The organism is Kribbella sp. NPDC050470 (assembly GCF_044458365.1).
Classification (GTDB): domain Bacteria; phylum Actinomycetota; class Actinomycetes; order Propionibacteriales; family Kribbellaceae; genus Kribbella.
In genome coordinates, this window is record NZ_JBITHV010000003.1 from 267983 (window position 1) to 292337 (window position 24355).

Below are 24355 nucleotides of genomic sequence, written 5' to 3' on the forward strand. Positions count from 1 at the left end.
TAAACCGGTATAGCAGGCAAGATCATCGATCGGCGCGAACCCGCTGTCAAGAGGTCGTCAGCGCAGCGTCACCACCTCGGTCGTCCCGCTCGCCTCGACCTTCACCTCCGCCTTGTCGCCGGCGGGCACCAGGACCGCGTTCGTGCGCGGTGTGCTCCAGGCGCCGCCGTCGTACCGGTAGGAGAGGTTCGCGCCCTTGCGGGCGACGGCCCAGCCCTGGCCGGCGGGCAGCCTGACCGACACCGGCAGCGGCGAGTTCCCGTCCGGGACGCCGCCGGGGACGATGGTGCGCTTGCCGGCCTTGGGCTCGAGTACGGCGTACACGCGCGTCGGGTCGTTGTCGATCTGCTGTTCGCCCATGTACACCGACGAGCCGTTCGCGGTCACGCCGTACGCGACCCAGAACGAGTGACCGAGGGTGTAGTAGTTCTTCTCCGTGACGGCGTCGAGGGCGGTCTCGAACCGGTTCGTCGCGACCGTGCCCAGCGTGTCCGCGCCGGCGGTCATCGGCCAGGTCTCCAGGTCGGTGAAGTCGCTCCACTGTCGCCGATCGTCGGGGTTCTGCTCCGGTTTCGCCGCTTCGACGCCGCCGTTCACGATCCCCTGGTAGGCCTCGCCGTTGGCCGGCAGCCCGCTGATGCTGAGATCCGCAAGGTCGGCGTCTCGCGGAAGCTCGACCACGCTGACGCCGTCCTTGAACTGCAGCGGGGTGTACTCGCGGCTGGTGCCGCCGTCCTCGCCGTGCGTCCGGCCGGCCGACCAGCCGGCCTTCTTGCCGGTGTCGAGGACGACGAGCGCCTTGGTGTCGCCCTTCGTCGCCACCATCCCGGTCATCAGTCCGGCGCCGGGAGCCGGGTAGCTGTCGGCCAGCATCGTGGGCTTGCCATCTTTGCCGTCGACAACGAAGCCGACGAGGGTGTAGACGCCCTCCTTGTCGAGCTGGATGTTGTCGTGGTGCCGCAGGTAGGAGTGCTCGGCCACGATCGCGACCCGGCCGCCGGGGGTGTTGCCGGCCCAGTAGACCTGCGGGTTGCCCTGCAGGTGGTCGAAGATGCCGCGGTCGTAGTTGGGGGACTTGCGGTGGCTGGTCCGCCATGCCGTCAGGACCTCCTCGAGGTAGGCCTGGTCGTCCGCGAGGTCGCCACGGGTCGGCGTCTTCATCAGGAAGCTGTACAGATCGGCGGCGACCGGTGCCGACGCGGCCGGCGGGTCCTGCAGGCGGTCCAGAACGGCCGGCGCGGTGACGGTGACGCCGCCGACGGCGGCCACGGCGAGCGTGCCGGCGGTCAGCGCGAGGAAGCGGCGCCGGCGGAGCCGCCGGGCGCCACCGAGGCGGGCCCGGTCGAGCAGATCCGAGGGCGCTTCGACGTCGTCGACGCCGGCGCTCAGCCGCTGCTTGAGTTCGGTCTCGGTCATCGGAGTCCTTCCAGGGCTGGTTCGGTGATCAGGCGGAGCCGGTCCAGAGCACGGGAGGCCTGGCTCTTCACAGTGCCGAGGGAACACCCGAGCGCCTCGGCGGTTTGCGCTTCGGTGAGGTCCTCGTAGTACCGGAGTACGACCACCGCTCGTTGCCGCGGCGGCAGCTCCTGGAGTGCGGTCAGCAGCTGGTCGCGGACGACGAGGTCCTCGGTCCCGTCCGGGGTCGGGACGTCGTGGTCGACGAGCGCCAGCTCCGGTTTGCGGCCCCGGCTGCGCCACCGGTTCGCCGCGAGGTTGGCGAGCGTCTTGCGGGCGTAGGCCTCGGGCGCGCTGTGGATCCGCCGCCAGCGCACGTACACCCGCTCGTACGTCTCCTGGACGAGGTCCTCGGCCGCCGCGCGGTCGCCGGTGAGCAGTACGGCGGTCCGGAGCAGCCGGGTCGAGCTGCCCCGGACGAACTCGTCGAAATCGTCACCGCGGGTGACCATCCGCCCCTCCTCGGTCATCTGGTCTGGTACTACCTAGACACCGGCGGCACCCGGAAGGTTGCATGACGGGTCGCGCGGCTGGGAAGTTATGGACGAAGATGAGCAGTGGGGGTGGGAAAAACTTACGGGGGGGTCTGTGTCCTAGGAGGGCCCGATGAGCGCAACACCCGGTCAGACCGTGGCCGACCCGCGGACCCGGCGGTCCCTGGTCGCCGGCACGGTCGGCAACTTCGTCGAGTGGTACGAGTTCGGTGCCTACGGCTTCTTCGCGACCGTGATCGCGGCGAACTTCTTCAGCAGCACCTCGACCAGCGACGCCGAGAGCCTGATCAAGACCTACGCCTCGTTCGCGCTGGCGTTCTTCTTCCGGCCGATCGGCGCCGCCGTGTTCGGCCGGGTCGGCGACCGGATCGGCCGGCGCCCGACGCTGATCCTGGTCCTGCTGCTGATGACGCTGTCGACCACGCTGATCGGCCTGCTGCCGACGTACGCGACCGTCGGCGCCGCGGCGCCCTGGTTGCTGACGCTGGTCCGGGCCCTGCAGGGGTTGTCGGCCGGTGGTGAGTTCGGCGGCGCGGTGTCGATCATGACCGAGTTCGCGCCGAAGACGAAGCGCGGTCTGTACGGCGCTTGGCAGTCGTTCACCGTCGCCCTCGGACTGCTCGCGGGCGCGGGACTCGCAGCGATCCTGGCGACCGTGCTGAGCAAGGAGGCGCTGACCGACTGGGGTTGGCGGGTGCCGTTCCTGCTCGCGTTGCCACTCGGCCTGGTCGCGTTGTGGCTGCGGCTCCGGCTCGATGAGACGCCGAACTTCGCCAGGGTCCAGCAGGAGGAGCCGCGCCCGGCCGGCGCCGGGGAGGTCGCGAAGGCGATCGCGCTCGGCATCGGCCGGCTGATGGGCTGGTCTGCCGCCGGATACACGTTCCTCGTGGTGATGCCGTCGTACCTGCAGGCCACGCTGAACGCGACGTTCCAGCAGGCGCTGGTCGCGACCGTGCTGGCGAACGCCGGGTTCGCCGCGGCGATCCTGCCGGCCGGCCGGCTGAGCGACCGGATCGGGCGTCGGCCGGTGATGGTGACCGGCGCGGCGCTGGTCGTCGTACTCGCGTTCCCGTTGATGAATCTGCTGCAGGACAAGGAGTCCGGGACCGCGGTCAAGGGTGCGGCCGTGTTCGTCGCCGGTCTGGTGGTCGGGCTGATGGCCGGTCCGGGGCCGGCGATGCTGGCGGAGATGTTCCCGACCCGGGCCCGCTACACCGGTCTCGGGCTGGCCTACTCGCTGTCCAACGCGGTGTTCTCCGGCTGCGCCGGGCTGATCATCACCGAGCTGATCAAGCGGACGAAGAACATCGACATCCCCGCGTACTACGTGGCCGTGACCTGCGCGGTGAGCGTGGTCGCCCTGCTCACGTTGCGCGGTGACGACCACCGACGGGAGTTGCGGGACTGACATGCGAGTCATCGGCCTGATGTCCGGGACGTCGTACGACGCGATCGACGCGGCCGCCGCGGACCTGCGGCTGGACGGGGACCGGTTGGTGCTGACGCCACTCGGTCTGCTCAGCCAGCCCTATCCGGCGGAGTTGCGGGCCGCGATCGCGGAGTCGTTGCCACCGGCAAGTACGTCGATGGAGCAGGTGTGCCGGCTGGACACCGGGATCGGGCAGGCGTTCACGGACGTCGCGCGGCAGGCGGTGGAGCAACTCTGCGGCGGGTCCGCCGACTTGATCGTGTCGCACGGTCAGACGGTGTTCCACTGGGTCGACGGCGGAACCGTCCGCGGCACGTTGCAGCTCGGCCAGCCGGCGTGGATCGCTGAGGCGACCGGAACGACGGTGGTGTCGGACCTGCGGGCCCGCGACGTCGCCGCCGGTGGGCAAGGTGCGCCGCTCGTGAGCATCATCGACGTGCTCTGGTTGCGTGGGCGACCCGGTGTGCCGATCGCGTTGAACCTCGGCGGAATCGCGAACATCACCGTGGTGCACGGCGAGCCGGTCGCGTTCGACACCGGGCCGGCGAACGCGCTGATCGACGCGGTCGTGACCGAGCTGACCGGCCGTCCGTACGACGTGGACGGCGCGATGGCCGGGCGCGGCCGGGTGCATGGGGAGCTGCTCAAGCGGTTGCTGGCCGAGCCGTACTACGGCCGGTCGGCGCCGAAGAGCACGGGCAAGGAGCTGTTCAACCTCGCCTACCTGGCTCGGGCGCTCGAGGGGTTGTCGTCGGAGGTCCCGCCGGACGACCTGGTCGCGACGGTGACCCTGCTGACCGCGCGGACCGTCGCGGACGCCGTACGGCGGTACGGCGGGACCGAGGTGGTCGCGTCCGGGGGAGGGATCCGGAACCCGGTGCTCATGCACATGCTGGCGTCCGAGCTTGGGTCGGTGCCGGTGCGCAGTACGGACGAGTTGGGGTTGCCGTCGGCGGCGAAGGAGGCCTACGCGTTCGCCGTACTCGGGTTCCTGACCGTGAACGGGCTGGGCGGGACGGTCCCGAGCTGCACGGGTGCGCGGCATCCGAGTGTGCTCGGGTCGATCACGCCGGGAGCGCGCGGACTGCCGGTTGTGGCCGGAGACGCGCGACCCCCGATGAGTCTCACGATCGATTGACTCACACTGGTCTCGTGACAAGGCTCTTCGTGGTGACGGGTGCACCCGGTTCCGGGAAGTCGACGGTGGTGCCGGAACTGGTGCGGTTGAGTCCGGGCAACATGGTCGTGATGGACATGGACGAGTTGCTGGACGATCACGGACGGTTGCTGGGGATCGACATCGCCGCTCCGACCGCAGCGCCGATCTGGCCGGCGTACAACGCGCTGTGGTTGCGGATCACCGAGCTGATCCGCCGGTCCGGGATCCCGGTGCTGTTGCTCACGCCGGGGCTGCCGGCGGAGCTGCCGGAGGGCCGGTGGCTGCATCTGGACTGCCCGGACGCCGTACGGCGGAAGCGGCTGGCCGGACGTGGCTGGCCCGACGCGCAGATCGAGGAGGCGATCGCGGACGCGGTCGAGATCCGCAAGCACGTGCCGCGCTCGGTTCGTGGTGACGTGTCACCGGAGCGGTCGGCGAAGGGCATCCTGGACTGGATCCGCGGCGAGCGGCTGGGGAAGACGCTGGGGTTGTGGGGACGGCTGCGAAGTTGACCTTCGAGTTGGTGCAGGGCTGAGGGTCACGGCATGAGGTTGACGATCAGTGAGTTCTCCCGGCTGGTGGGCCTGGCGCCGAGCGCGCTGCGCTTCTACGACGACTGCGGTGTCCTCCCGCCTGCCGAGGTCGACGAGACCAACGGCTACCGCTACTACGCCCCGTCCCAGGCGCCCCGGGCCCGCCTCCTTCGCAACCTCCGCGAGATAGGCCTCCCGCTCCCCGAAGTCCGCACCGCCCTGGACGCCACCCCCGCCGAGCTGGCCGCCCAAATCCAAACCCACCTACGCACCCTCGAAGCCAAATCCACCGCCACCCGAGCCGCCGCCGACCACCTCCTGTCCACCCTCCTGGCCAACCGCACAGTCGCCGTCCTGGGCGCCCCCGAGCTGGCCAGCGCCATCCGCCAGGTAACCCCCGCCGCCGCTTCACCTGATGCCAAGGCCGAACTTGCGGTGCTGGAGTGCGTGCGGTTGGAGCTCACCGCGGACGAGGTGCGGTTGGTGGCGACCGATCGGTATCGGTTGTCGGTGCGGACCGTTCAACCCGTGGACTTCAGCGGGGCGACCACGAGTGTGCTGGTGCCGGCGTCCGAGCTGACTCAGTTGATCCGGTGGTTGACCGCCGGGGACCAGGTGCGGGTCGAGTTGGCAGGTGACGAGTTGGAGCTCGCGCGGGACGGGGATGTGCGCCGGCTGACGGTGGTTTCCGGCGAGTATCCGGCGTACCAAGGGATTCTGGACGGGTTGACGCCGCCGACGTGCCGGGTCGTGGTGGATCGGGGTGAGTTGAGGGCGGCCCTGGAAGGGCGGGATGTTGTTGCCTTTGACATCGATCCGGTGGCGTTGCGGATCGACGGTGAGGTGAAGCTCGACGTGATCGGGTCCGGGTCGGCGCGGATTGGGTTCACCGCAGGCCTGCTCGCGGCCGCGTTGGAGGCGAGTGTCGGGCCCGACGTGCTGCTCGAGATCGGGGCGTCCGACCGGCCGGTCGTCGTACGCTCGGCCGACCAGGGCACGTTCACCACGCTGGTGATGCCTGTCCGGCTGGACGGGTGAACCGGCCGTACTACGGCTGGCTGGCAGGGTCCACACTCTCGGCGTTCGGCGACAGCGCGCTGTTCTTCGCGCTCGGCTGGGCGGCGACCGGGATCGCCCCGCACGTCGCGGGGCTCGTGCTGACCGCGTTCACCTTGCCGCGCGCCGTACTCCTCCTGCTCGGCGGCGTCCTCGGCGACCGCTGGGGTCCCCGCCGCGTTCTCATCAGTTGCTCGGCGATCGTCGGCGCATGCTGCTTCGGCCTGGCCGCCGCCGTGGCGTTCGCGGGCAGCTCGGCCACTCTGCTGATCCTGACCGCAGCCGTCATCGGCACCGTCGACGCCTTCGCACTGCCGGCCGCCGGCGCCCTGCCCCGCCTGTTCGTCACCGACGACGACCTGCCGAAGGCCATGGCCATGAGTACGTCGGCCAACCAAGTCGTCAGGCTCGCCGGCGGCCCGATCGGCGGCCTGTTCGTCGCCTCCCTCGGCCTGGCCGGCGCCCTCACGATCGACGCCGCAACCTTCGCCGTACTGTGCTGCGTCCTCCTCGCGATCAAGCCGCCGTACGACGTGCAGCCGTCAGCCGACCGTAGTTCGGTGGCCCGCGACGCCCTCGACGGCATCCGTGTCGCCTGGTCGGACCGGACCCTGCGAAGCATCCTGCTCGTGGTCGCCGCAGTCGCAGCCTTCGTCCTGCCAGTCACGTCCCTCTGCATCCCACTTCTGGCAAGAGCTCACGCCTGGTCTGCCACCCAAACCGGCCTGATCGTCGCCGCAACCGTCACCGGCAGCCTCCTCGTCACCCTCGTGGCAGCCCGCCGCGGCACCTCAACCCGCCCCAACCTCACCGCCGGCCTGGGCTGCCTACTAGGCGCCGCAGGCATCACCGCCCTGACCCTCTCCCCATCCCCCTGGCTCGCCACCGCAGCCGCACTCCTCCAAGGCTTGGGCGTAGGCCTCTTCACCTCCCACCTGGCCCCCGTCTTCGTCCGCGCCACCCCCCGCACCCACTTGACCCGACTCCAGTCCCTCCTATCCCTCGCCCAAACCATCCCGCTGATCCCCTCCACCAACCTCCTGGCAGCCCTCAACATCCACCAAGCCCTCACCCTCTGCGCCACCACCACCGCCCTCGCCGGCCTGACCCTCACCCGCCTCGCCTTGACCTCCACAACCCAACGCGGCGCCGCGGTCTGAGGTCTGCGCGCCTGGCAATGTAAGACACTTTGTCTTACATTGGCTTCATGGGAGACAGCATCACCATCAGGACCGACGCGGAGACCGAGCACGCGCTGGACGTTCTGACTCACGACGGCAGTTCACGCTCGGCGGCTGTTCGGCAGGCAGTACTGGAAGCCGCTCAGCGGAGGGAGCGCGCCGCTGCGATGCGTCGTGCCGTACTGCGGATGCCGCTCGGTGAACCCGATGGAATCGACGTCGCCGCGGAGATCGCGCGTGCCCGCGAGGGCGAGCGCTGATGATCTATCTGGACTCGGCGGCGATCGTGAAGCTCGTGCACGCCGAAGCCGAGTCGCAGGCGCTCCGCGACTGGCTCGACCAGCGAGCCGAAACGGGCTGGACAAGCTCGGTCCTCGCGGAGGTCGAGTCGTCCCGGGCGTTGGCCCGCTATGCCCCTGCAGCAGTGGTCCGGCTCCCCCCGGTCCTTGATCTGATCGACCTGCTGGAACTGGATGCCGGCATCCGGATCCTCGCACAGACCGTGAAACCCGCGACCGTCCGCAGTCTCGATGCCATTCACCTGGCGACGGCTCTTCGAGTCCGTGCTCAGCTCACCTCTTTCATCACCTATGACAAGCGCCTCGCCGACGCGGCTCGCGTCGCTGGACTCCCCGTCGACATGCCTGCCTGAGTCGGGAGCTATTGACAACATGTTGCCGTCATGACAACATGTTGTCTATGACGAAGACAGCGTATGTGGGTGTTTACGAGACGTGGGCGGACTGGGAGATCGGGCATCTGCTGGTCGAGCTGCGGACCGGGCGGTTTACCGGCGAGCAGTGGGAGGTTGTGACGGTGGGGGAGACAGCGGAGCCGGTGACCACGATGGGTGGGTTGCGGGTTGTGCCGGACGTGGCGCTGGGAGACGTCGAGCCTGCGGACGGGGATCTGCTGGTGCTGGCTGGGTCGGCGCTGTGGGATGAGGGGCAGGGGGACGCATTCGCGAAGTTGGCGCGGCGGTTCCTCGAGGCGGGTGTGCCGGTGGCGGCGATCTGTGGGGCTACGGCCGGGCTGGCGCGTGAGGGGCTGCTCGACGAGCGCAAGCACACGAGCGCGGTGAAGGAGTACCTGTTGGCCACCGGCTACCAAGGCGGGGACAACTACGTGGACGAGCGTGCGGTCGTCGACGGCGATCTGATCACGGCTGGGCCGGATTCGCCGGTGCAGTTCGCGCGGGCGGCGCTCGGCCGGCTCGGACTCGCGGACGAGAAGAAGCTGGACGCGTACGAAGGCGTGTTCCACCGCGCCGACCCGTCGTCGTACCCGGCTCTGGTCGGCTGATGACTGTTCCACCACGCGAGGACTGGCCGCGGCCGGATCCGCAGTCGGAAGGTGGTGCGCTGTTGACGGACGTCGTCCTGGCCACCTTCCGGCTGAACGCGCGACTGATGGAGGCCGCCCAGGACCTCGCCGCGCACGGCGGGCTGACCGCCGCGTGGTGGCAGGTCCTCGGCGGCGTCCTCGACGAGCCGCGATCGGTCGCGGAGGTCGGCCGCATCATGGGCGTCAGCCGGCAGGGCGTGCAGCGGATCGCCGACCTGCTGGTCGAGCGCGGCCTGGCCGAATACCGCCCGAACCCGGCCCACCGCCGCGCCAAGCTGCTCGCCTGTACCGAGTCCGGCTACTGGGCGATCCGGCAGATCTCGATCGCCCAGCATCCGTGGGGCGACAAGCTCGCCGCCACCGTCGACCTCGACGAGCTCCGTACGACGCTCGCCACCATGCAGGCCCTGATCACCAAGCTGGAAGAAGCTTGACCGCGAGGCTCCGTCCGTACGTGTGATGCGTGGTGAACGTCAGCCGCGTCCCGGTCACCGTCCGCACCACCTGAACATCGGCAACCGGGGACTCGGGACGCAGGTAGTGCGCCCACAGGTTCACCGTGATCGTGTCGCGCGAGGTGGTCGGATCGGACGCGGCGACGGTGACCGCGTGGTCCTGGTGTCGTTGCAGCAGCACCGACGCCGGCCCGTCGATGGTGAGCCCCGGCAGGTTGTGCCGCCCGGGACCGAAGGTGTTGGCGCCGGTCAGCCGCAGCCCGAGATGAGTGATCGCCTGCAGCCGTGGGGTGTTCGACAGCACGACCACACGCCCGTGCTGGTAGGAGCGCAGCCCGGATTCTGTTGCATTGGGCACCAAAGCGTAGGCCAGTGACTGCTTGGACCCGGCCGGCTGCGCGACCGTCAGCCCGAAGACCTGCTTGGTCACCGCGGTGTCCGGGTTCGACCTCCGCACCACTCGCCGGCTGCGCGTCACCTGCTCCAGTCCGACCGACACCTGACTCGGCTGCAGGAAGTAGTACCCGATCGACGTTCCGCCGTTCGCGTACCGCAGCCACCGCGGATCCGTCGTACCCCTCCCGGTCCAGGCCTGGCCATCCCGCCGTACGCCGGTGATCGACACAGCATCCCCTGGAGCCGCGATTCGAGTGTCGAGCGTCGTCGTCACCGCGCGGGTGTCGTCGGTGACGCCGGCAGCCAGTACGACGATCTCGTCGTCGAGCATGAACCACGACTTGGTCGCCTCGGCGTTGCGGTAGACCACGAAGTCGTCGGGCAGTTCGTCACGCGACTCGTACGCGAAGTCGCTCGACTGGACCCACCCGACCGCGCTGTAGGCGTCCAGCGTCGCGCCGCCGGAGTACGCGTTCGTCCCGACCGGGAAGTACACGTACTTGTTCTGCGACTCGCTCGACGGCGTGAAGTTCAGCGGGTGGTCCGGGTTGTCGTAGTACGGCGTCCCGTAGAGCTCCGGGATCGACTTGCGGGCCTCGACCGGCGCGGTCACCCCACCGAGCGCGTACGGCGAGACCGTTGTGAAGTAGTCGATCCCGAACGACTGGGTCTGGTCCTGGCCGGCCAGGTAGAGGTAGTGCGCGCCGTCGCCCTGGAACCACGGCAGCAGGTTCTCGCCGCTCATGTACTCGTACTTGCTGATCCGCTCCGAGTTCCGGGCCAGCGCGAACCCGTACCCGGGCCGCCGGTGCACGGTCCGGTCCATCGCGTTGAACGCCGTGGTGCTCGCCGCTGGGTTGAGGTCGGCCGGCACGATCGCCGGGTCGGCCTTGAGGTCGGCGAACCGGGCGATGCTGACCGGCGACACGAAGCTGACCGGGTTGATCGTCGGCTGCGCGGTGAACTTCGCGAACGCCTTGAGCCGGGCGGCGTCCGCGCCGGTCGCGTAGTCGGCCAGGTCGACGATCGCCTCCACCACGACCGCGACGTCGGCGTACCCGGTGGCGGTCCGGGAGACCGCGCGGCCCTTGACGATCTCCATCATCCAGCCCTCGAAGATCAGCGGCGCGAACCCGTGCTCGACCCAGCCCTGGACCACGCCGACCAGGTCGTCACCCTGGGCGTACTCGGTGCCGGCCAGCACCTTGATGGTCTGCACGATCCGGCTGAGCAGTCCCTTCCCGTACGAGCCGGTGTACGCGACGGACGAGTGCTGGATGAACGAGCCGTCCGCGTAGTACCCGTCGGTCACGCCGTGCTGCAGGTTGTACGGGTCGATCGTCGCGAACACGGTGAACTGGTCCTGCAGCGCCTTCCGGATCCGCGCGTCGTCACCCATCAGCGCGCCCTGCAGGACCCGGTTGGCGGTGATGTCGACGAGGTTCGCGCCGGTGTGGAAGCGCGAGTCGAGGTCGACGTCGCCGTCCTTGCCGTTGCGCAGGTAGGCGTCCATCGAGGGGACGTACTGCGCGACCAGTGCGGCCGGCGCGTCGAGCAGGGCGAGCGTCTTCGACACGTGGGTGGAGATGCCGATCTCCCACGTGAACCAGTTGCCGTAGTACCCCTTCGACTGGTCGCCGTAGTAGTTCTCGTGCAGCCAGGCGAGCTTCTCCGCGACCCGGGCGCGCACCTGCTCGTTGCCCTGCAGGTCGGACGCCGGGCCGGGGCGCTTGGTCGCGAGCGCGATCTCGTAAAGGTGCTGGTACGACGCATTCAGGTTCGGATCGCTGGTCCCGAGCGCGAGGCCGGCGAAGAGCTCGTTCGCCTGCGCTCTGTCCATCGCGGCCAGCCAGGTCCGGGCGGTAGCGTCGAGGTTGGCGAGCTTCGCCGCGACCTCGGGCCGGGCGTTCGACTCCGGCGTACCGGCATAGATCGCGACCGCGTTGGCGAGCAGTTGGCTCGCGCCGGCCTCCAGGGCAGCCATCGTCGCGCCCGCGGTGGCGCGGGCGGTTGGGGCAGGGTTGACCGCGGTCAGCAGGGCGGTGGCGGGCACGAACGACAGCAGGCGGCGGCGGGTGATGTCCACTGATACTCCCTCAGCGGTTGGGAAAAACCTCACCCCGGGAGTCAATCAGCCGGAACTATCCTTCGGCAAGCGCTTGCATGCTGATGATTCAGGAACCTCCGGCGCCGACCAGCTGGCCGTCGATGGAGAGGATGCGGGTCGGGCCCCCGGCGGACTTCGTGGGGATGACCAGCGCGGCTTGGTAGAGGTAGTCCTGGTGGATGGTCTGGGTGTACTTGACCATGCTGCTGAACGCGGTCGCCTCGCCGCTGGTCCAGTAGGCGTTCGAGCCGGGCTCGACGCGCTGCAGGTACTGCTCGGTGAGGGAGAGGAAGACCAGCGCCTCGCCGGTCGAGGTGATGAAGGTGAGCGGCTCGCCGGACGCCGCGAAGGTGTCGGCGACGCTCGCGATGTAGCTCTCGTCGGTGTCCGCCACCTTCGACTTCGCGCGCCGCTCGAGGAGTGACGTCGTACCGGGCGAGGGGGTGAACAGCTTCGACTTCCCGCCAGTCGAGAGGTACGACGCGAGCGCCGCGCCGACCGCGGACGGCTGGGCGGCGAGCTGGTCGAGGTCGGCCTGGGCGGGCGTCCGCAGGCCTTCCATCGACGGGAGCTTCACCGTCTTGAGCGGGTAGACCGAGTTCGTCAGCAGCCACGGGGTGCCGGCGCTCTGCCGCTGCCAGACGCCGAGCTGACGGCTGCCGGGGTCGGTCGAGACGCCGGAGCTGACCACGAACCGCATCGGGTACGACCCGAACTCGGGCGCGCCGATCTGCGGCTCGGTGTACGTGAACGGCTTGTTCCTGTCCTTGCCGCTCGGGTCGAGCTTGCGGCCGATCAGGTAGCCGGCCCGGGTCTGGGCCAGCGTCGGATTCGCCTCGATCGTCTCGGCGAGCTTGGCGTCGCGGGCCTGGTTCGCCTGGTTGTTGACCTGGTTGTACTTCGCGACCACGGCCTGCGCGTCGGCCAGGGTGACGGCCGGGCGGGTCTCCGGCGCGGCCATGCTGTTCTTGGCGGGCAGCAGTCCGCAGCTCGTTGTCGTGAGCAACAAAGCGCCGCTGGCGAGCAGGGCGGCGGTCTTCCGGACCGCCTCGTCGCTGCGCTCGAACTCCGGCGACTCCTCGAGCCGCACGGTCTCCGGCTCCTCGTCGTACTCGGTGATCGCGTAGGTGGTCTCGAGGGTCGTCTCGCAGGCAGTCTCGTACGGCGTCTGGTCGTACGGGCTCTCGTCGTACTGCGGCTCGTCGTACTGCGGCTCGTCGTACTGCGTCTCGTACAGCGGCTCGTCGTCGGCCCGGACTGCGCCGACCGCGACCAGGAACGCGGGCGACTTCGCCTTCGCCTTGGCCACCGCCGACGGCGTCATCAGCATCGGCGCAGCGCCGATCGGCTCCGGAAGCCGCGCCTCCGGCTGCCGCACGACCGGGGTGGCGACCGGCTCCGGGGTGGCAACCGGCTCAGGCAGGGCGGCGGGCTGGGGTGCCGGCATGGCGACAGGCGCGGGCAGCAGGCGGGGGATGGGGGCAACCCCGGGCGGCTTGCGGCGGCGGAAGGTGAGGACCAGGCCGAGGGCGAGCACCAGGATGCCGGCGCCCAGCGCCAGCAGACAGACCCCGAACGCGCGCTCAACCTCGACGCCGAACCGGACGTCGGCGCCCACGGCGGGTGTGCCGTCCGCGTTCATCACGACCACGTCGTACCGGCCGTCCTGGATCGGCCACGCGAGCGACTGCCGGCCGGTCCCGCCGGCCTCCGCGACCCACCAGTCAAGCTCGGCCGGCGGCGTCAGCCGGGCGCTGCGGCCGCGCATCTCCTGCGTGCCGAAGGTGGCCGGCGGGTCGAACCGGATCAGCCGGGTGTGGGACGCGCCGGCCAGGTAGTCGGCGACGTCGAGGTCCTGCCCGACGCCGACGAAGACCGGTTTGTCGCCGGTCGCGGTCACGTGCAGGGTCGGTCCGTGCCGGTCGAGCAGGTCGGGCGCGGAGATGACGGCCAGGCCCTGGCTGGTGAACTGGCGGCTGCCGGTGGTGACCGTGTTGTCCGGGCCGACCAGCCAGAAGGCGGCGACTGCTCCGGCGATGGTGACCACGAGGCCGGCCAGGGTCAGCAACAGGCCCAGGGCGGTGCGGGCGAAACGCATGAAGAGGCTCCCGTTGGTACGACGAACCCAGCCCGCGGCGGGTGGACCGGGCAACGGGCTCCCGGGACGGGCCCTCTTCGGGTCCCGTCGTTCACCCGTTGCTCTGGATAACTGATCGCACAAGGATCTGTTACTGTTCATGAATTAACGAATGGCGATTCACAAACTCGGAGGTGCTGGAGTGGCCCGGCCGCGGCTGGTCAGCGACGACGTGATCCTGGACGCGACCCGCCAGGTGCTGGCCGAGCTGGGACCGGTGAAACTGACCCTCGCCGCGGTCGGCGAGCGGGTCGGCCTGGCCCCGCCGACGCTGATGCAGCGCTTCGGCTCCAAGCGCGGCCTGCTGCTCGCTTCGGCGGCCCGGTCGCCGCTGATGGTGCTCCGGGCGGTCGAGGAGGCGGAGGCGCGGAACACCTCCCCGCTCGCGATCCTGCGGGACTTCGCGCTGACGGCGGTTGCCCACATCAAGCACCGCGAGGAGCTCGGCAACGGCCTCGGCTTCGTCCAGCTCGACGTCGCCGACCCGGAGTTCCGGGCGCACGCGCTGGCGCACTCCGCGGCGATCGTGGACAGCTGCGCCCGCCTCTACCTGGCCGCCCGTGAGGCCGGCGAGCTGCGGCCGGACACCGACGTACCGGCGCTGGCTCGCCACACCCTTGTCTGCTTCAACGGCGCCCTCCAGGTCTGGGCGGTGAACGGCTGGGGCTCGCTGCACGAGTTCCTGACCGAGCAGCTGGACCTGATGATCGCGCCCTATCTCTCCAGGAGTGAGGATGCTCTCCCCACCTGACGCTGCGCGGCCGCGGCGCTCCGGTGCGTATCAAGGTGCTCCAGGCAACAACCTGACGATCGTCAGGGGGCCGGTAGGACTTTGGCTCACTGCGGCGGCTCGTCGTCGCTCCTAGCGTCGAGGTCATGACATGGAGGTACGACGGAGTCCGTCGGGTACTGGGTTCGCCGGGCGTGCTGACGCTGGGGACGGTCGTCGTCGTACTGCTCTATCCGGGCGGTCTGGGGACGACCGTCCCGGTGCGGGTGACGACCGGCGACTCCGCGTCGGCGTTTAGGGCGGTGAACGAGGTGGTGGCGGAGGCGCCGTCCTGGGTGGGGTCGTTGGTCGACCTCGCGGGCGGAGGCCTGCTCGTCGCGCTGGGGCTGCTTCTTCTGTGGGTGGCTTTTCACTATCGCGACGCCCGGACGGTGGCCGTCGTACTGCTCACCGGCGTCGGGACGGTCGTCGCCTACGGCCTGAGCGAGGCGTTGAAGTTGGCGGTCGACGAAGAGTGGCCGTGCCGCGCTGTGCCCGGCGCCGAGGTGATCGCGCACTGTCCCGCGGCAGGTGATTGGTCCTTCCCGAGCAACCACGCCACCCTCGCAGCCGGCCTGGCCATCGGCATCGCCCTGTTGCGCCCCCGACTCGCCGCCCTCGCCTTGCCGCTCGCGGCCGGAGTCGCGCTGGCCCGAGTCGCCGCCGGCGTCCACTACCCCCACGACGTCGCAGCCGGCACCGTCCTCGGCGCAACCCTCGTCGCAGCGCTCCTACTCATCGCCACTCCACTCACCACGAGGATGGCCGGCCTGCTGCTCGACCGTGAGACCACCCGACGATTGCCTGAGTCAACCGTTTGATCCAGCCGAAAAGCCGAATTGTCGGAAGTAGGGTGCCAAGGCAACCAACAGCAGACGAACGAAGAGCCCGGGTCCTGAAGACCCGGGCTCGACTTTGTCCTGACAAATGGAGCGGGTGACGGGAATCGAACCCGCACTGTCAGCTTGGGAACAGAATTGTCAGCCGTAGTCCGCGCGGAATGAGGGCCGGCGAGGCGGCCGCCCGATCTGAATTGACCGCTGTTGACCGGCGGTTCACGCAGGGTGCCGTCCGATCGGGCACGAATCGGGCACAGCGCGCCAGCGACCGGTGCGAGCTTGTGGGAGGGTGGATCTCGAACGGCCGACCTCCGCTGCGCGGTGAAGCTATCCTGCTCCGGTGGCAGTCAAAGTCCGCCTCGAAGGCCATGGTTTCGATCTCGACACCCTTGCTGACCTGTTCGGGTACGGCGAGCCGATGGTGAGCTCTGACGCAGACGGGTACTACCTCGCGGCCTCGTCACTCGATGGACTATTCGAGGATGGTGGGCGTCTGCGTGATGCCGCCGAAGTGATCCTGCGTCGCGCCAATGGCGTTGCACGTTCCCTCACCGATGGGTACCGGCCTGTCAGACTGACGGGGCGTTTCACCAGCGGTGATGGCAAACACCAGCACGTCATGGTGCTCGGCACAGCCGAGGAACGCTCCAGGGCACTCCCAATGACGTTCGTCGTCAACGGAGAACCGCAGCAGCAGCCGCCGCCATCCCCGGCCCCGGCGTACCTCGAGGCGGCGGAGACTCATCCCGACGTCGGCGAGGTACTGGACTTGCTTGGCAAGGACGTGGTGGGGCTCGACTGGTTCGACCTCTACAAGGTCTACGAGATCGTACGAGGCGACGTCGGCACCGAGGCGGCGCTACTCGCTACGGGCTGGGTGCCTGCCACCGATCTCAAGGCATTCACTGCATCCGCCAACCTGCCAACAGTTAGCGGTGCGGACGCGCGTCACGCCAGAGGGCCGACGGGCCAGCCAAAGCACACCATGACGCTTCACCAGGCTCGCAGCATGATTGGCCAGCTAGTTGCTGCTTGGCTGGACTCTCTCTGAGGTCGGCCGCTAGGTGGGACCGGGGATGCTGGATGCAGTCCCAGGAGTTGCCCTGCTCACCGCAGATTCCAGGAAGAGGGGACGCGCCAGGAAAGTCTGACTGTCATCGAGGGCGCAATGACAAGTAGATTAAGCACCCGGACCGAGAGATGGGGTGGAGATCCGCCGTGGATTGGCTATACGACGAGCGCACGAGCTGCTGGTCCTTGCAGACTTCGATGACGGTCGCGAACTACCTGGAGTTGGTTCGCACAGCACATCAGACTCAGGGAGCTCTTTCGGGGCAGCGCGATGTCCTAACTACGACTACGGCAAAGCGCATTCGTACGCGGATGGTTGCCGATCTGAAGCTGGGTGCCGTGCTCCCGCCGGTTGTGATTGGAGCAGTCATTGATGATGAGTTGTTCGAGAGCCTGCCCGACGAGGATGCAGACTCTGTGGAGGAGATTTTAAGCCCGGAGGACCTAGAGAATTTGTCGATCATCGACGGCATGCAGCGGACCGCAGCCCTCCTGGAAGCCAATGCGGAGGATCCTCACGTGGCTGATCGTAAGCTGCGAGTGGAGTTCTGGTTTGCCACGTCGGTACGCGCGATGATCTACCGAATGCTCGTCCTGAATACCGGCCAGGTGCCCTGGACAATGAGTCGGCAGCTCTCCGTGGTCTTCTCGCCATTGCTCAAGGAAATCAAGGACAACGTCCCTGAGCTTGAGAAGCTCTATTCGCCGGATAACCGGGGGCGACGTGTTGGCGCGGCGCAGTATTCAAGCGATGCTGTCGTGGAATTGTACATAGCCTTCTCCCTCAGAAAGACAGCCGTGGACACGAAAGAGGTCGTCTCGGACGAGTTCTCTCGTCTCGATTTCGTCGAGAATCTTTCGGAAAGCGAATTTCAAGCTCAGTTCTACGAGTCTTTGTCGCTCATGGCTCAGCTCGACAAGGCCTTCTCCCGATATGAGCCGGCCAGCAGTGGACGCTTCACAAAGGGACGTGACATCTTCGGCGCTCAGCCGGCTCGAATCGGCTTCATCGTGGCTATCGGTACGGCGGTGCTCGGTAGGCCCGGCGCAAGTCGTACTACAGCCGATCGTTCCCGCCGCCTCAAAGGTCTGGCCGATGCAGAAGCGCAGCTCATCAAGAAGTTGGACAGCTTCGATGACGCACAACTTGCTGACTACCTGCGATTAGACGTGTTGCAGGAGGTTTTGGATCGACGCGTCGGGCAGGTAGGACGCTACGAGAGAGCGGTGTTCTCTGAAGCATTCAAGGTCTTAGTTGAGGAGGACTTCTCGCTCGACAACCTGGAGCCATGCTGGCGAGCCAACTGATGAGTAGGGACATGAAGCAGGCTAACTCGCTCCTGTTCTCCAATCTTGAGTCGTTCTGCATCCGTCGCGGTGAGACCCTTGAGAATCCTGGCAAGGTCCGATATGTCAGTTCCGACACCGTCGACAGGGAATTCCTAAAGAACTTAAAAGTGAGCTCGGTCCTTAAGTTTGGAAATCATAGATCGCTTAGTCATCTGCGCCTGGCTGATCAACACTATATCGGACTCATCGGGTTTGACTTCGAGCCGACCTTGTCGACATTGATTCCGCTGACGGTCAACGGGGGGATGGCCGTCTGCTTGCTAAGTACGATTCAGCCTGCGCCATCTGTGGGGCCGGCATCTGTGCGAAACATCGTCGAAGTCGCCAGCGCGGAAGACCCGGAGTACTCCGGACATTCTGCCGATGCCATCCAGTCCCTGTTTCCTGTGATCCAAGTGCTTGAGTGTTCGCAGGTCCTCGATGAAGACGCAGTCTGGCGAATCTACCTGATGATCTGCGCCGAGGAATGTATGCGCGGCGGTTCGTGGATCGGGGACAAACTGTCGGATGCGCTGGTGACGCTTACAGGCCTAGCTATACCCTCGATGCCATATCCAGCCATCTGTCGATCGATGTTCGACGCTGATCCACGGAGTCTATTCATGGCTCTGTACCGCTGTATTGAGGCAACATACGCATACGAATCGTCGCGTCGCCTTGTTGATAGGTTGAATCTCAGTGTTCGATGGCAGGAGGTGGCTGAGGCGCTTGACGACGAGATTGGGTGGCATCCGCAGGAAGCGCAAAGCCTCAACCTTGTGTTGCAGCATGCTGTTGAGCAGGACCTGGCCGATATCTGCGAATGCTTGAGCGTGTCCGTGCGGGAGGACAGGGAGATTCACCCTCAAGCGGGTAAAGCGATCTATGCGCTTCGAAATAAGATCGTACACTTTAGGAGCGCATCATCGGAACCATATGTGGATGAAACAGATTGGAATCGTCTGTGCTATCTGCTCGTAGGAGTCGTATTTAGTGTCTTTACTCAGGCGTACAGTTAGAGGGTGAGCTTGCTTCCTTCGCTGGTCGCTGATTGTGATGACGCGGTGGTTCGAAATCCGGCTTTGCATTGACCGCGTCCCGCGATCCCATCATTCAGCCTGTGGCAGGGTGGAACTGCTCGCCTAAGTTGTGGTCGATGAGCCGCAGGGGTGCATTGGAGGCTAGGCGTAGTTCGGCGAGGCGTTCGAAGAGTGCGCCGGACATGCGGGTTGGGTGTGACCGGGTCGTAAGGTACCGGAATCCGCGGTCTAGGTAGTACTTGTGGAGGCCGGAGTTGTCGCGCCAGCAGTCGAGGCGGAGCCAGAGGTTGCCTGACAGTTCGGTGCGGTAGCCGGACCAGTCGAGCAGGATGTCTCCGAGGCCGGTGCCTCGGTGGTCGGATCGGATGATGAATTTGTAGAGGTAGAGAGCCGGTTCCTTGAGTTCGTCGTCGGTCCAGAAATCCGGGTCGCCCGCATCGAGGGACAGGCTGCCGATGATCTCGCCGTCGTCGGTGGTGACGACGAAGGTGCTACCGGCCCCGATCCATCCTTTGATGACGCGGGCTCCGTACGCGCTTCGGGTCCACTGTTCGATCCCGGCCGCTCGGAGCCAGGCTTCAGCGTGCCGTCTCAGGGCGAGTACTCCGTCTACGTCGTCGTCTCCGGCAACGCGTACGTGGTAGGTCATCACCGGGCATCTCCGTTGGCCGGCATACGGCGCTCAGGGACGGCCAGGTCGTACGTTATGACTTGGCGATCGCCTGCCCAGATGTGAATCAGGACGCGAACGCGGCGGCCGGTCTGGTCGATGCCGATGCGGGCGTGCTGGCCAACGGCTGTCCCGGGCGACAGCGCCATCAGCTCGGCCTCCTCGGCGGTTGGCATTCGTACTTCGATGTTGTCGATGAAGCGCACCTGCCGGAACCCGAGGGCGTGATAGATGCCGCCGGGCATGGTCGTGTCTTCAGGACTCATCAGGGGTGCTCGGCCGTCGATGAGCTTGTAAGCGATGTCGGGTGGCGTCCACGTGTCCGCGATCATCGCGACCCGCTCAGGAACGCCTTCCGCGGGACGGCTGACGAGACGGAGCCGCCGACGACGAACGACGGGTACGCCGGGTCCGTCGAGACCGAGGAACTCGGCTACCTGCGAGGGCGCGGGCAACTCGCGTACGTCGACCACGACCTGACGGCCGGTCCACCCGGCAGCCTCGACCCCGGCCAGCCACTGGTCTTTGCCGTTCGCCGGGTCATCCGTGTACGCCCCCAGCTCGAACTTGGACATGTCGAAGTTGAGTCGCATTCGACGGCTGACGACTCGTCCACGGCTGCCGCCGAGGTCTTCGACCAATCCTTCCTGTTCGAGTCGTCCGACGGCGGTCCGAACGGTGTTGCGAGAGACGCCGAAGCGTTCCATCAGTTCACGCTCGGCCGGAACCCGTGAGCCCTGCGGCAGCGTGCCGTGATCAATGTCTGAGTGGAGCTGCTCATACAGCGCCTCCCAGCGGGTCGAGCTGGTCACCTGAGTCCCTTCGTCGCGGTCTCCTGGACGGTACCAAGTCAACTTGGTTGGGTCCAAGGGCTTGCACGTTGGCCACGATCTGTGATTCGGTACCTACCAACAGCACTTGGTACCGACCAAATGGACTTGGTACCTACCATCGGGATCAAGACTCATAGCGACGCCCCGGCGGCTGCCACCGCCGAGGCGTCCGGGTCGCACTAGTCATCTGAAGAGGAGCGCAACCCCAATGAGCATCATCCACCTGTCGGCAGTCAGCAGCGAGGAGCCGTCCGCTGCGGACCTGGCTGCTATTGAGCAGGAATGGCCGCTGATCGCGGCTGAGCTGGACCTGTTGGACGCGCAGATCGCGTTCATCAACGCGGGGCCTGCCGCGTCGACCCTGGATCGTCGCCGGGTGCGCCGTGCCGAGCGGAGGGTTCTGGAGGTTGGCCGCGAGCTGGCCGACCGGGAGACCGCCGAGGACGGTGCCGCATGAGTCGCCGGCCGAGCATCTCCGATCCGGTGTTTCTGGATGAGGTGTGGGCCGATCGGCTCGGGATCGACAGCGCCGAGGCCGTGGAGGACGAGCTGCGGGCGCGCTTTGAGCACCTGTCGCGCTTCGTGCTCTGCGGGGGGATGCCCCCGGCCGGGAAGGCGGGTGTGTCGGCGGAGGCCGCGACGGCGTGCGGCGAGCTGTGGATCCTGACTGGCTTCCTGGCCGACGCCAAGCGGGTTCTGAGCGGCGAGGAGGACGGCCGATGAGCACCGTCACGCAGTCCGCGGAGAAAGCGCCGGCAACCGGCACACCCAACAGCGTGGACAAGCTGCGCACGGCTGCTGCGGAGGCGTCGCAGGTGCGTGCGCTGTCCACTCATCCCGATGTGGTGGCGTTGCGGGTGGAGTCGGTGCGCACGCAGGTTGACCGGTGCATGTGGGTCGGGATCGTGCTGGGTTTGGCGTTCACGATGGTCAACGTCCAGGCGTTCGCCGCGCAAGGCGCTGTGTTGTGGTCGTTGCCGTGGTTCGCGGCGTGGCTTCTGGACCCGATGGTGTCGCTGGTGCTGATCGCGGTTCTGCGCGCTGAGCAGATCACCGCCCGGTATCAGGTGAGCGACCACACGAAGTGGATCGGCCGGACGAAGCGGTTCGCGTTCGCCGCCACCTACGCGATGAACACGTGGCATTCGTTCGTGCGGCTGGATGTGGCGGGGATCGTGCTGCACTCGGTGCCGCCGCTGCTGGTGTTCTGCGCTGCCGAGACCGCCCCGGTGCTGCGGGACCGGCTGACCGAAGCCGTGCTCCGGGCGGAGCGGGCCGCCGCGCAGGCCGATCCGGAGGGGGCATCTCACCGCCTCGACACCGCCCCGGCCACTGCCGAGCTGCCCACCGCTGCCGAGACACCGCAGACGGCCGCTGAGGTGATCGAGACCGCACAGACGACCTCAACCAAGCCCAAGCAGTCACGGGCACACAGGAAGCCCGCCAAGCCCAGCACGACCGGCCGGAAGTTGCTGGCTGACTACGTGGCTGAGGGGGTCGCGGCGATCGACGCGGCGGGCGGCGGCGACATCGGTGAGATCACCCCGGCGTGGGCGCGGCATGCCACTGGCTGCTCAACCGGCCTGTCCGCGAAGGTCGCGGCCGGTGTCCGCGACCACCTGATCAGTGACGGCTACGGCCGAGTCATCGCCAGCACCCAGCCCGCCGCGCAGGCCAGCGACGAGACGACCACCGAAGACACGGACGCACCGGGCGAGCCCGCCCGGGTCGCGGCCTGACCGATAGGGAGCGAACAGGCATGGACAACGTGCGCAAGCTTCACAACGACGAGCACGACACGGGCGACGAGACGACGCAGGACACGACGCAGGATGTTGCTCAGGGCATCGTCCACGAGTCGGCCGAGCGCATCGACGATGACGCCGCCGTGGTGGTCGAGGCTGAGGTGATCGAGGGCGAGATTCTGACCGATGAGGAGTCGGCTGAGCTGGACCGCCGTCTTGCCAACCGTGGCGCGCTGGTGCGCCGTGCGGTGACGACCACGCAGCTGGTGGCGCGTGCGTCAAAGACTGTCGCGACGCACGACAAGACCAGGACGGCAGGCAAGGTGCTGCTGCGCGAGGGGTTCACGGTCGTGCAGGGTGTGGAGTCGTGGGCGAAGCGGGCGTGGGATGCCTCGACCATGGGCGTGTACCGACGGCAGATCAAGGCGGCGGAGGCGGTTGGGGATCGCGAGGAGTTGAAGGAGTGGACCGATCGCAAGGAGATGGCCACAGAGCGCCGTCACCGTCGCCTGATGGATCTGCCGAAGCTCGCCTGGGGTGTCTTGAAGGTCGGTGTGGCGACGGTGGTTGGGGTGCCGTTGCTGGTGCTGCTGATCGCGATCCTGACCAAGGCCACCGGGAACGGGTCGTTCACGGGTGTGTGGCTGGGGTTCTTCGCGCTGATCGGTTTCCTGATCGCGGCCGGTGCGCTCATCTGGTCAGGGGTGTCGATCGCGGCACCGTTCCTGATCGTGCTGGCCGCCTGGCGCGAGGGCAAGCGCCGCGCTGAGCCGCCGTCGTGGCTGGTCACAACGGCCGATGCGGCGTGGGATGTGGCGATCGATGAAACCACGATCGCGAAGGCGCTGGAGGCGCTGCGGATCCCGGCGATCACCCAGTACCTGAAAGCCGGTCTGAAGCTGCAGTTCATCACCCCCGCCCGGGTGGATGGCCGCGGTACGCACGCGGTGGTGCGGCTGCCCGCCGGTGTGACGGCCGAGAAGATCGCGCGCCGTCGCGGTGACCTGGCGACCGGTCTGCACCGGGCGGCGAAGGAGGTCTGGCCGACCACGGGCAGCGAGGCCGGGATTCTGGATGTGTGGATCGCGGACAAGGGCGCGCTGGCTGAGGGTGCGGGAGAGTACCCGCTACTCGGTGGCGGTCTGGTGGACGTGTTCAAGGGCGTGCCGGCCGGGAGGACGCTGCGCGGTGACGCGCTGCTCGCGCCGATCATGGAACGCAACACGATGACCGGTGGCATGCCGGGGCAGGGCAAGTCCTCGGCAGCGCGGGCGATCATGGCCGGGTGCGCACTCGACCCGACCGCCGAGTTGCGGATCTGGGTGCCGGACACGAACTTCGACTTCGAGGTGTTCAAGCCGCGCTGCTCGTCCTACGTGATGGGCGCGGACGACGATTCCATGAAAGCGATCCGTGACCAGCTCGTGAACGTTCATGAAGAGGTCCAGCGGCGCGGCGAGCTGCTGATCCGCTACGAGGTCCCGGCGGTGACTCGTGAACTCGCCAACGCGGGGGTTGGGCTGCACCCGCTGGTGTGCCTGCTGGAGGAAGCGCACGTGGCGATCACCGACGACACCTACGGCAAGGAGATCTCCAAACTGCTGGTCGAGATCGTGAAACTCGGACGCAAGCGCGGCATCCACATGATCGTCTCGACGCAGGCCCCGACGCGGGACTCGATGCCGCGCGACGTGACCCGCAACTGCTCCAACGGGATCGCGTTCGCGGTCGGTGACCACGTCGCCAACGACGCGCTGCTCGGGCAGGGCGCGTACGCCGCCGGCCACCGGGCCACCGAGCTGATCCCCGGCACCGACAAGGGCACCGCCGTCGTCAAGGGCTTCACCGGCGAACGGTCCGAGATCCTGCAGTGGTACTACCTCGACGTGGCCAAGGGCAACGACCAGGTGACGCCGCTGATCCAGCGGTCCCTGGACGCGATCGCCAAGCTCGGCCGGAGCGTGCCGGACTCCCGCCCGGTGCAGATCGAGACCCGCGATCTGCTGGCCGACCTGGACGAAGTCCTCGGAGACGACCCGGTGCCGAGCGCGGACGTGCCCGCGCTGCTCAAGCGACTTGCCCCGGCCTGGGCCCCGTATCAGTCGCTGACCGGCAAGGCGCTGCGCGAGACCCTGCGCGCTGAGCACGGGATCAAGGTCCCCTCGACCGGGAACCGCTACCCCATCGACCCCGCTACCGTCCGTGACGCGCTCGTGCGGCGGGAGCAGGACTCGACCGACACCGACGAGACCGGCGACGAAGCCGGACAGCTCGCGAGTTAGCTCCCGCCCCGGGGTCGGAGACTGCCGGAAT

Annotated in this window: 24 protein-coding genes; 18 read left to right on the plus strand and 6 right to left on the minus strand. The window is 67.7% G+C overall.

Annotated features, from left to right (window positions below):
• Positions 1-57: 57 nt before the first annotated feature.
• Both ACIBGM_RS09735 and ACIBGM_RS09740 read right to left on the minus strand, forming a co-directional pair.
• A complete protein-coding gene (locus tag ACIBGM_RS09735) occupies positions 58-1416 on the minus strand; it encodes a hypothetical protein (protein ID WP_396385073.1) in 1359 nt (452 codons plus the stop codon).
• On the minus strand, positions 1413-1925 hold the full coding sequence (locus tag ACIBGM_RS09740) for a SigE family RNA polymerase sigma factor (RefSeq protein WP_360514499.1): 513 nt from the start codon (positions 1923-1925) through the stop codon (positions 1413-1415). Before ACIBGM_RS09740 ends, ACIBGM_RS09735 begins: the two co-directional genes overlap by 4 nt.
• Positions 1926-2061: 136 nt before the next feature.
• Between ACIBGM_RS09740 and ACIBGM_RS09745 the strand changes: the two genes are divergently transcribed.
• The 9 genes from ACIBGM_RS09745 to ACIBGM_RS09785 are packed head-to-tail and all read left to right on the plus strand — an operon-like array spanning position 2062 to position 9085.
• Positions 2062-3357 (plus strand): MFS transporter, encoded by a 1296-nt coding sequence (locus tag ACIBGM_RS09745; protein ID WP_396385074.1) that lies wholly within the window; start codon positions 2062-2064, stop codon positions 3355-3357.
• A gap of 1 nt (position 3358) precedes the next feature.
• A complete protein-coding gene (locus ACIBGM_RS09750) occupies positions 3359-4516 on the plus strand; it encodes an anhydro-N-acetylmuramic acid kinase (protein WP_396385075.1) in 1158 nt (385 codons plus the stop codon).
• Positions 4517-4530: 14 nt separating this feature from the next.
• Complete coding sequence (locus ACIBGM_RS09755; protein WP_360514508.1) at positions 4531-5049, plus strand: AAA family ATPase; 519 nt, start codon at positions 4531-4533, stop codon at positions 5047-5049.
• Positions 5050-5082: 33 nt separating this feature from the next.
• Positions 5083-6108, plus strand: a complete 1026-nt coding sequence (locus ACIBGM_RS09760; RefSeq protein WP_360514511.1) for a MerR family transcriptional regulator — start codon at positions 5083-5085, stop codon at positions 6106-6108.
• The gene (locus tag ACIBGM_RS09765) at positions 6105-7286 is read left to right on the plus strand and encodes an MFS transporter (RefSeq protein WP_396385077.1); all 1182 of its coding nucleotides are present in this window, start codon (positions 6105-6107) and stop codon (positions 7284-7286) included. Before ACIBGM_RS09760 ends, ACIBGM_RS09765 begins: the two co-directional genes overlap by 4 nt.
• 47 nt (positions 7287-7333) lie before the next feature.
• The gene (locus tag ACIBGM_RS09770) at positions 7334-7567 is read left to right on the plus strand and encodes a hypothetical protein (RefSeq protein ID WP_360514517.1); all 234 of its coding nucleotides are present in this window, start codon (positions 7334-7336) and stop codon (positions 7565-7567) included.
• On the plus strand, positions 7567-7959 hold the full coding sequence (locus ACIBGM_RS09775; RefSeq protein ID WP_396385079.1) for a type II toxin-antitoxin system VapC family toxin: 393 nt from the start codon (positions 7567-7569) through the stop codon (positions 7957-7959). Before ACIBGM_RS09770 ends, ACIBGM_RS09775 begins: the two co-directional genes overlap by 1 nt.
• Positions 7960-8006: 47 nt before the next feature.
• The gene (locus tag ACIBGM_RS09780) at positions 8007-8609 is read left to right on the plus strand and encodes a DJ-1/PfpI family protein (protein ID WP_360514523.1); all 603 of its coding nucleotides are present in this window, start codon (positions 8007-8009) and stop codon (positions 8607-8609) included.
• Entirely contained in the window at positions 8609-9085 is a 477-nt protein-coding gene (locus tag ACIBGM_RS09785) for a MarR family transcriptional regulator (protein ID WP_360514526.1), read from the plus strand. Before ACIBGM_RS09780 ends, ACIBGM_RS09785 begins: the two co-directional genes overlap by 1 nt.
• On the opposite strand, the gene ACIBGM_RS09790 is transcribed toward ACIBGM_RS09785, so the two are convergent.
• Both ACIBGM_RS09790 and ACIBGM_RS09795 read right to left on the minus strand, forming a co-directional pair.
• Positions 9063-11588, minus strand: a complete 2526-nt coding sequence (locus tag ACIBGM_RS09790) for a polysaccharide lyase family 8 super-sandwich domain-containing protein (protein WP_396385080.1) — start codon at positions 11586-11588, stop codon at positions 9063-9065. The two genes, ACIBGM_RS09785 and ACIBGM_RS09790, sit on opposite strands and share 23 nt — an antisense overlap.
• 88 nt (positions 11589-11676) lie before the next feature.
• Entirely contained in the window at positions 11677-13707 is a 2031-nt protein-coding gene (locus ACIBGM_RS09795; protein WP_396385082.1) for a hypothetical protein, read from the minus strand.
• A gap of 151 nt (positions 13708-13858) precedes the next feature.
• Between ACIBGM_RS09795 and ACIBGM_RS09800 the strand changes: the two genes are divergently transcribed.
• The 5 genes from ACIBGM_RS09800 (at position 13859) to ACIBGM_RS09820 (ending at position 18773) form a co-directional block, all read left to right on the plus strand.
• Entirely contained in the window at positions 13859-14497 is a 639-nt protein-coding gene (locus tag ACIBGM_RS09800) for a helix-turn-helix domain-containing protein (RefSeq protein WP_360514535.1), read from the plus strand.
• A 125-nt stretch (positions 14498-14622) separates the two neighbouring features.
• Positions 14623-15336 carry a phosphatase PAP2 family protein gene (locus tag ACIBGM_RS09805; RefSeq protein ID WP_396385083.1) on the plus strand — a complete coding sequence of 238 codons (714 nt, stop codon included), beginning with the start codon at positions 14623-14625 and terminating at the stop codon, positions 15334-15336.
• 358 nt (positions 15337-15694) lie between these two features.
• A complete protein-coding gene (locus tag ACIBGM_RS09810) occupies positions 15695-16405 on the plus strand; it encodes a hypothetical protein (RefSeq protein WP_396385084.1) in 711 nt (236 codons plus the stop codon).
• Between the two features lie 218 nt (positions 16406-16623).
• The gene (locus ACIBGM_RS09815; RefSeq protein WP_396385085.1) at positions 16624-17733 is read left to right on the plus strand and encodes a hypothetical protein; all 1110 of its coding nucleotides are present in this window, start codon (positions 16624-16626) and stop codon (positions 17731-17733) included.
• A gap of 11 nt (positions 17734-17744) precedes the next feature.
• Complete coding sequence (locus ACIBGM_RS09820) at positions 17745-18773, plus strand: hypothetical protein (protein WP_396385086.1); 1029 nt, start codon at positions 17745-17747, stop codon at positions 18771-18773.
• Positions 18774-18867: 94 nt separating this feature from the next.
• Here the strand turns inward: ACIBGM_RS09820 and ACIBGM_RS09825 are convergent, their stop codons facing one another.
• Positions 18868-19443 carry a GNAT family N-acetyltransferase gene (locus ACIBGM_RS09825; protein ID WP_396385087.1) on the minus strand — a complete coding sequence of 192 codons (576 nt, stop codon included), beginning with the start codon at positions 19441-19443 and terminating at the stop codon, positions 18868-18870.
• Positions 19443-20276 carry a GntR family transcriptional regulator gene (locus ACIBGM_RS09830; RefSeq protein ID WP_396385088.1) on the minus strand — a complete coding sequence of 278 codons (834 nt, stop codon included), beginning with the start codon at positions 20274-20276 and terminating at the stop codon, positions 19443-19445. The genes ACIBGM_RS09825 and ACIBGM_RS09830 overlap by 1 nt, the downstream gene beginning before the upstream one ends.
• 229 nt (positions 20277-20505) lie before the next feature.
• Between ACIBGM_RS09830 and ACIBGM_RS09835 the strand changes: the two genes are divergently transcribed.
• From ACIBGM_RS09835 to ACIBGM_RS09850, 4 genes are read left to right on the plus strand one after another with little or no spacing between them, the layout of a single operon-like run.
• Positions 20506-20754, plus strand: a complete 249-nt coding sequence (locus ACIBGM_RS09835) for a DUF6284 family protein (RefSeq protein ID WP_396385090.1) — start codon at positions 20506-20508, stop codon at positions 20752-20754.
• Positions 20751-21020, plus strand: coding sequence for a hypothetical protein (locus tag ACIBGM_RS09840; RefSeq protein ID WP_396385091.1), 270 nt, complete (start codon positions 20751-20753; stop codon positions 21018-21020). Before ACIBGM_RS09835 ends, ACIBGM_RS09840 begins: the two co-directional genes overlap by 4 nt.
• The gene (locus ACIBGM_RS09845; RefSeq protein ID WP_396385092.1) at positions 21017-22036 is read left to right on the plus strand and encodes a hypothetical protein; all 1020 of its coding nucleotides are present in this window, start codon (positions 21017-21019) and stop codon (positions 22034-22036) included. The genes ACIBGM_RS09840 and ACIBGM_RS09845 overlap by 4 nt, the downstream gene beginning before the upstream one ends.
• Before the next feature lie 20 nt (positions 22037-22056).
• Positions 22057-24324 carry a cell division protein FtsK gene (locus tag ACIBGM_RS09850; RefSeq protein WP_396385093.1) on the plus strand — a complete coding sequence of 756 codons (2268 nt, stop codon included), beginning with the start codon at positions 22057-22059 and terminating at the stop codon, positions 24322-24324.
• Positions 24325-24355: the final 31 nt, after the last annotated feature.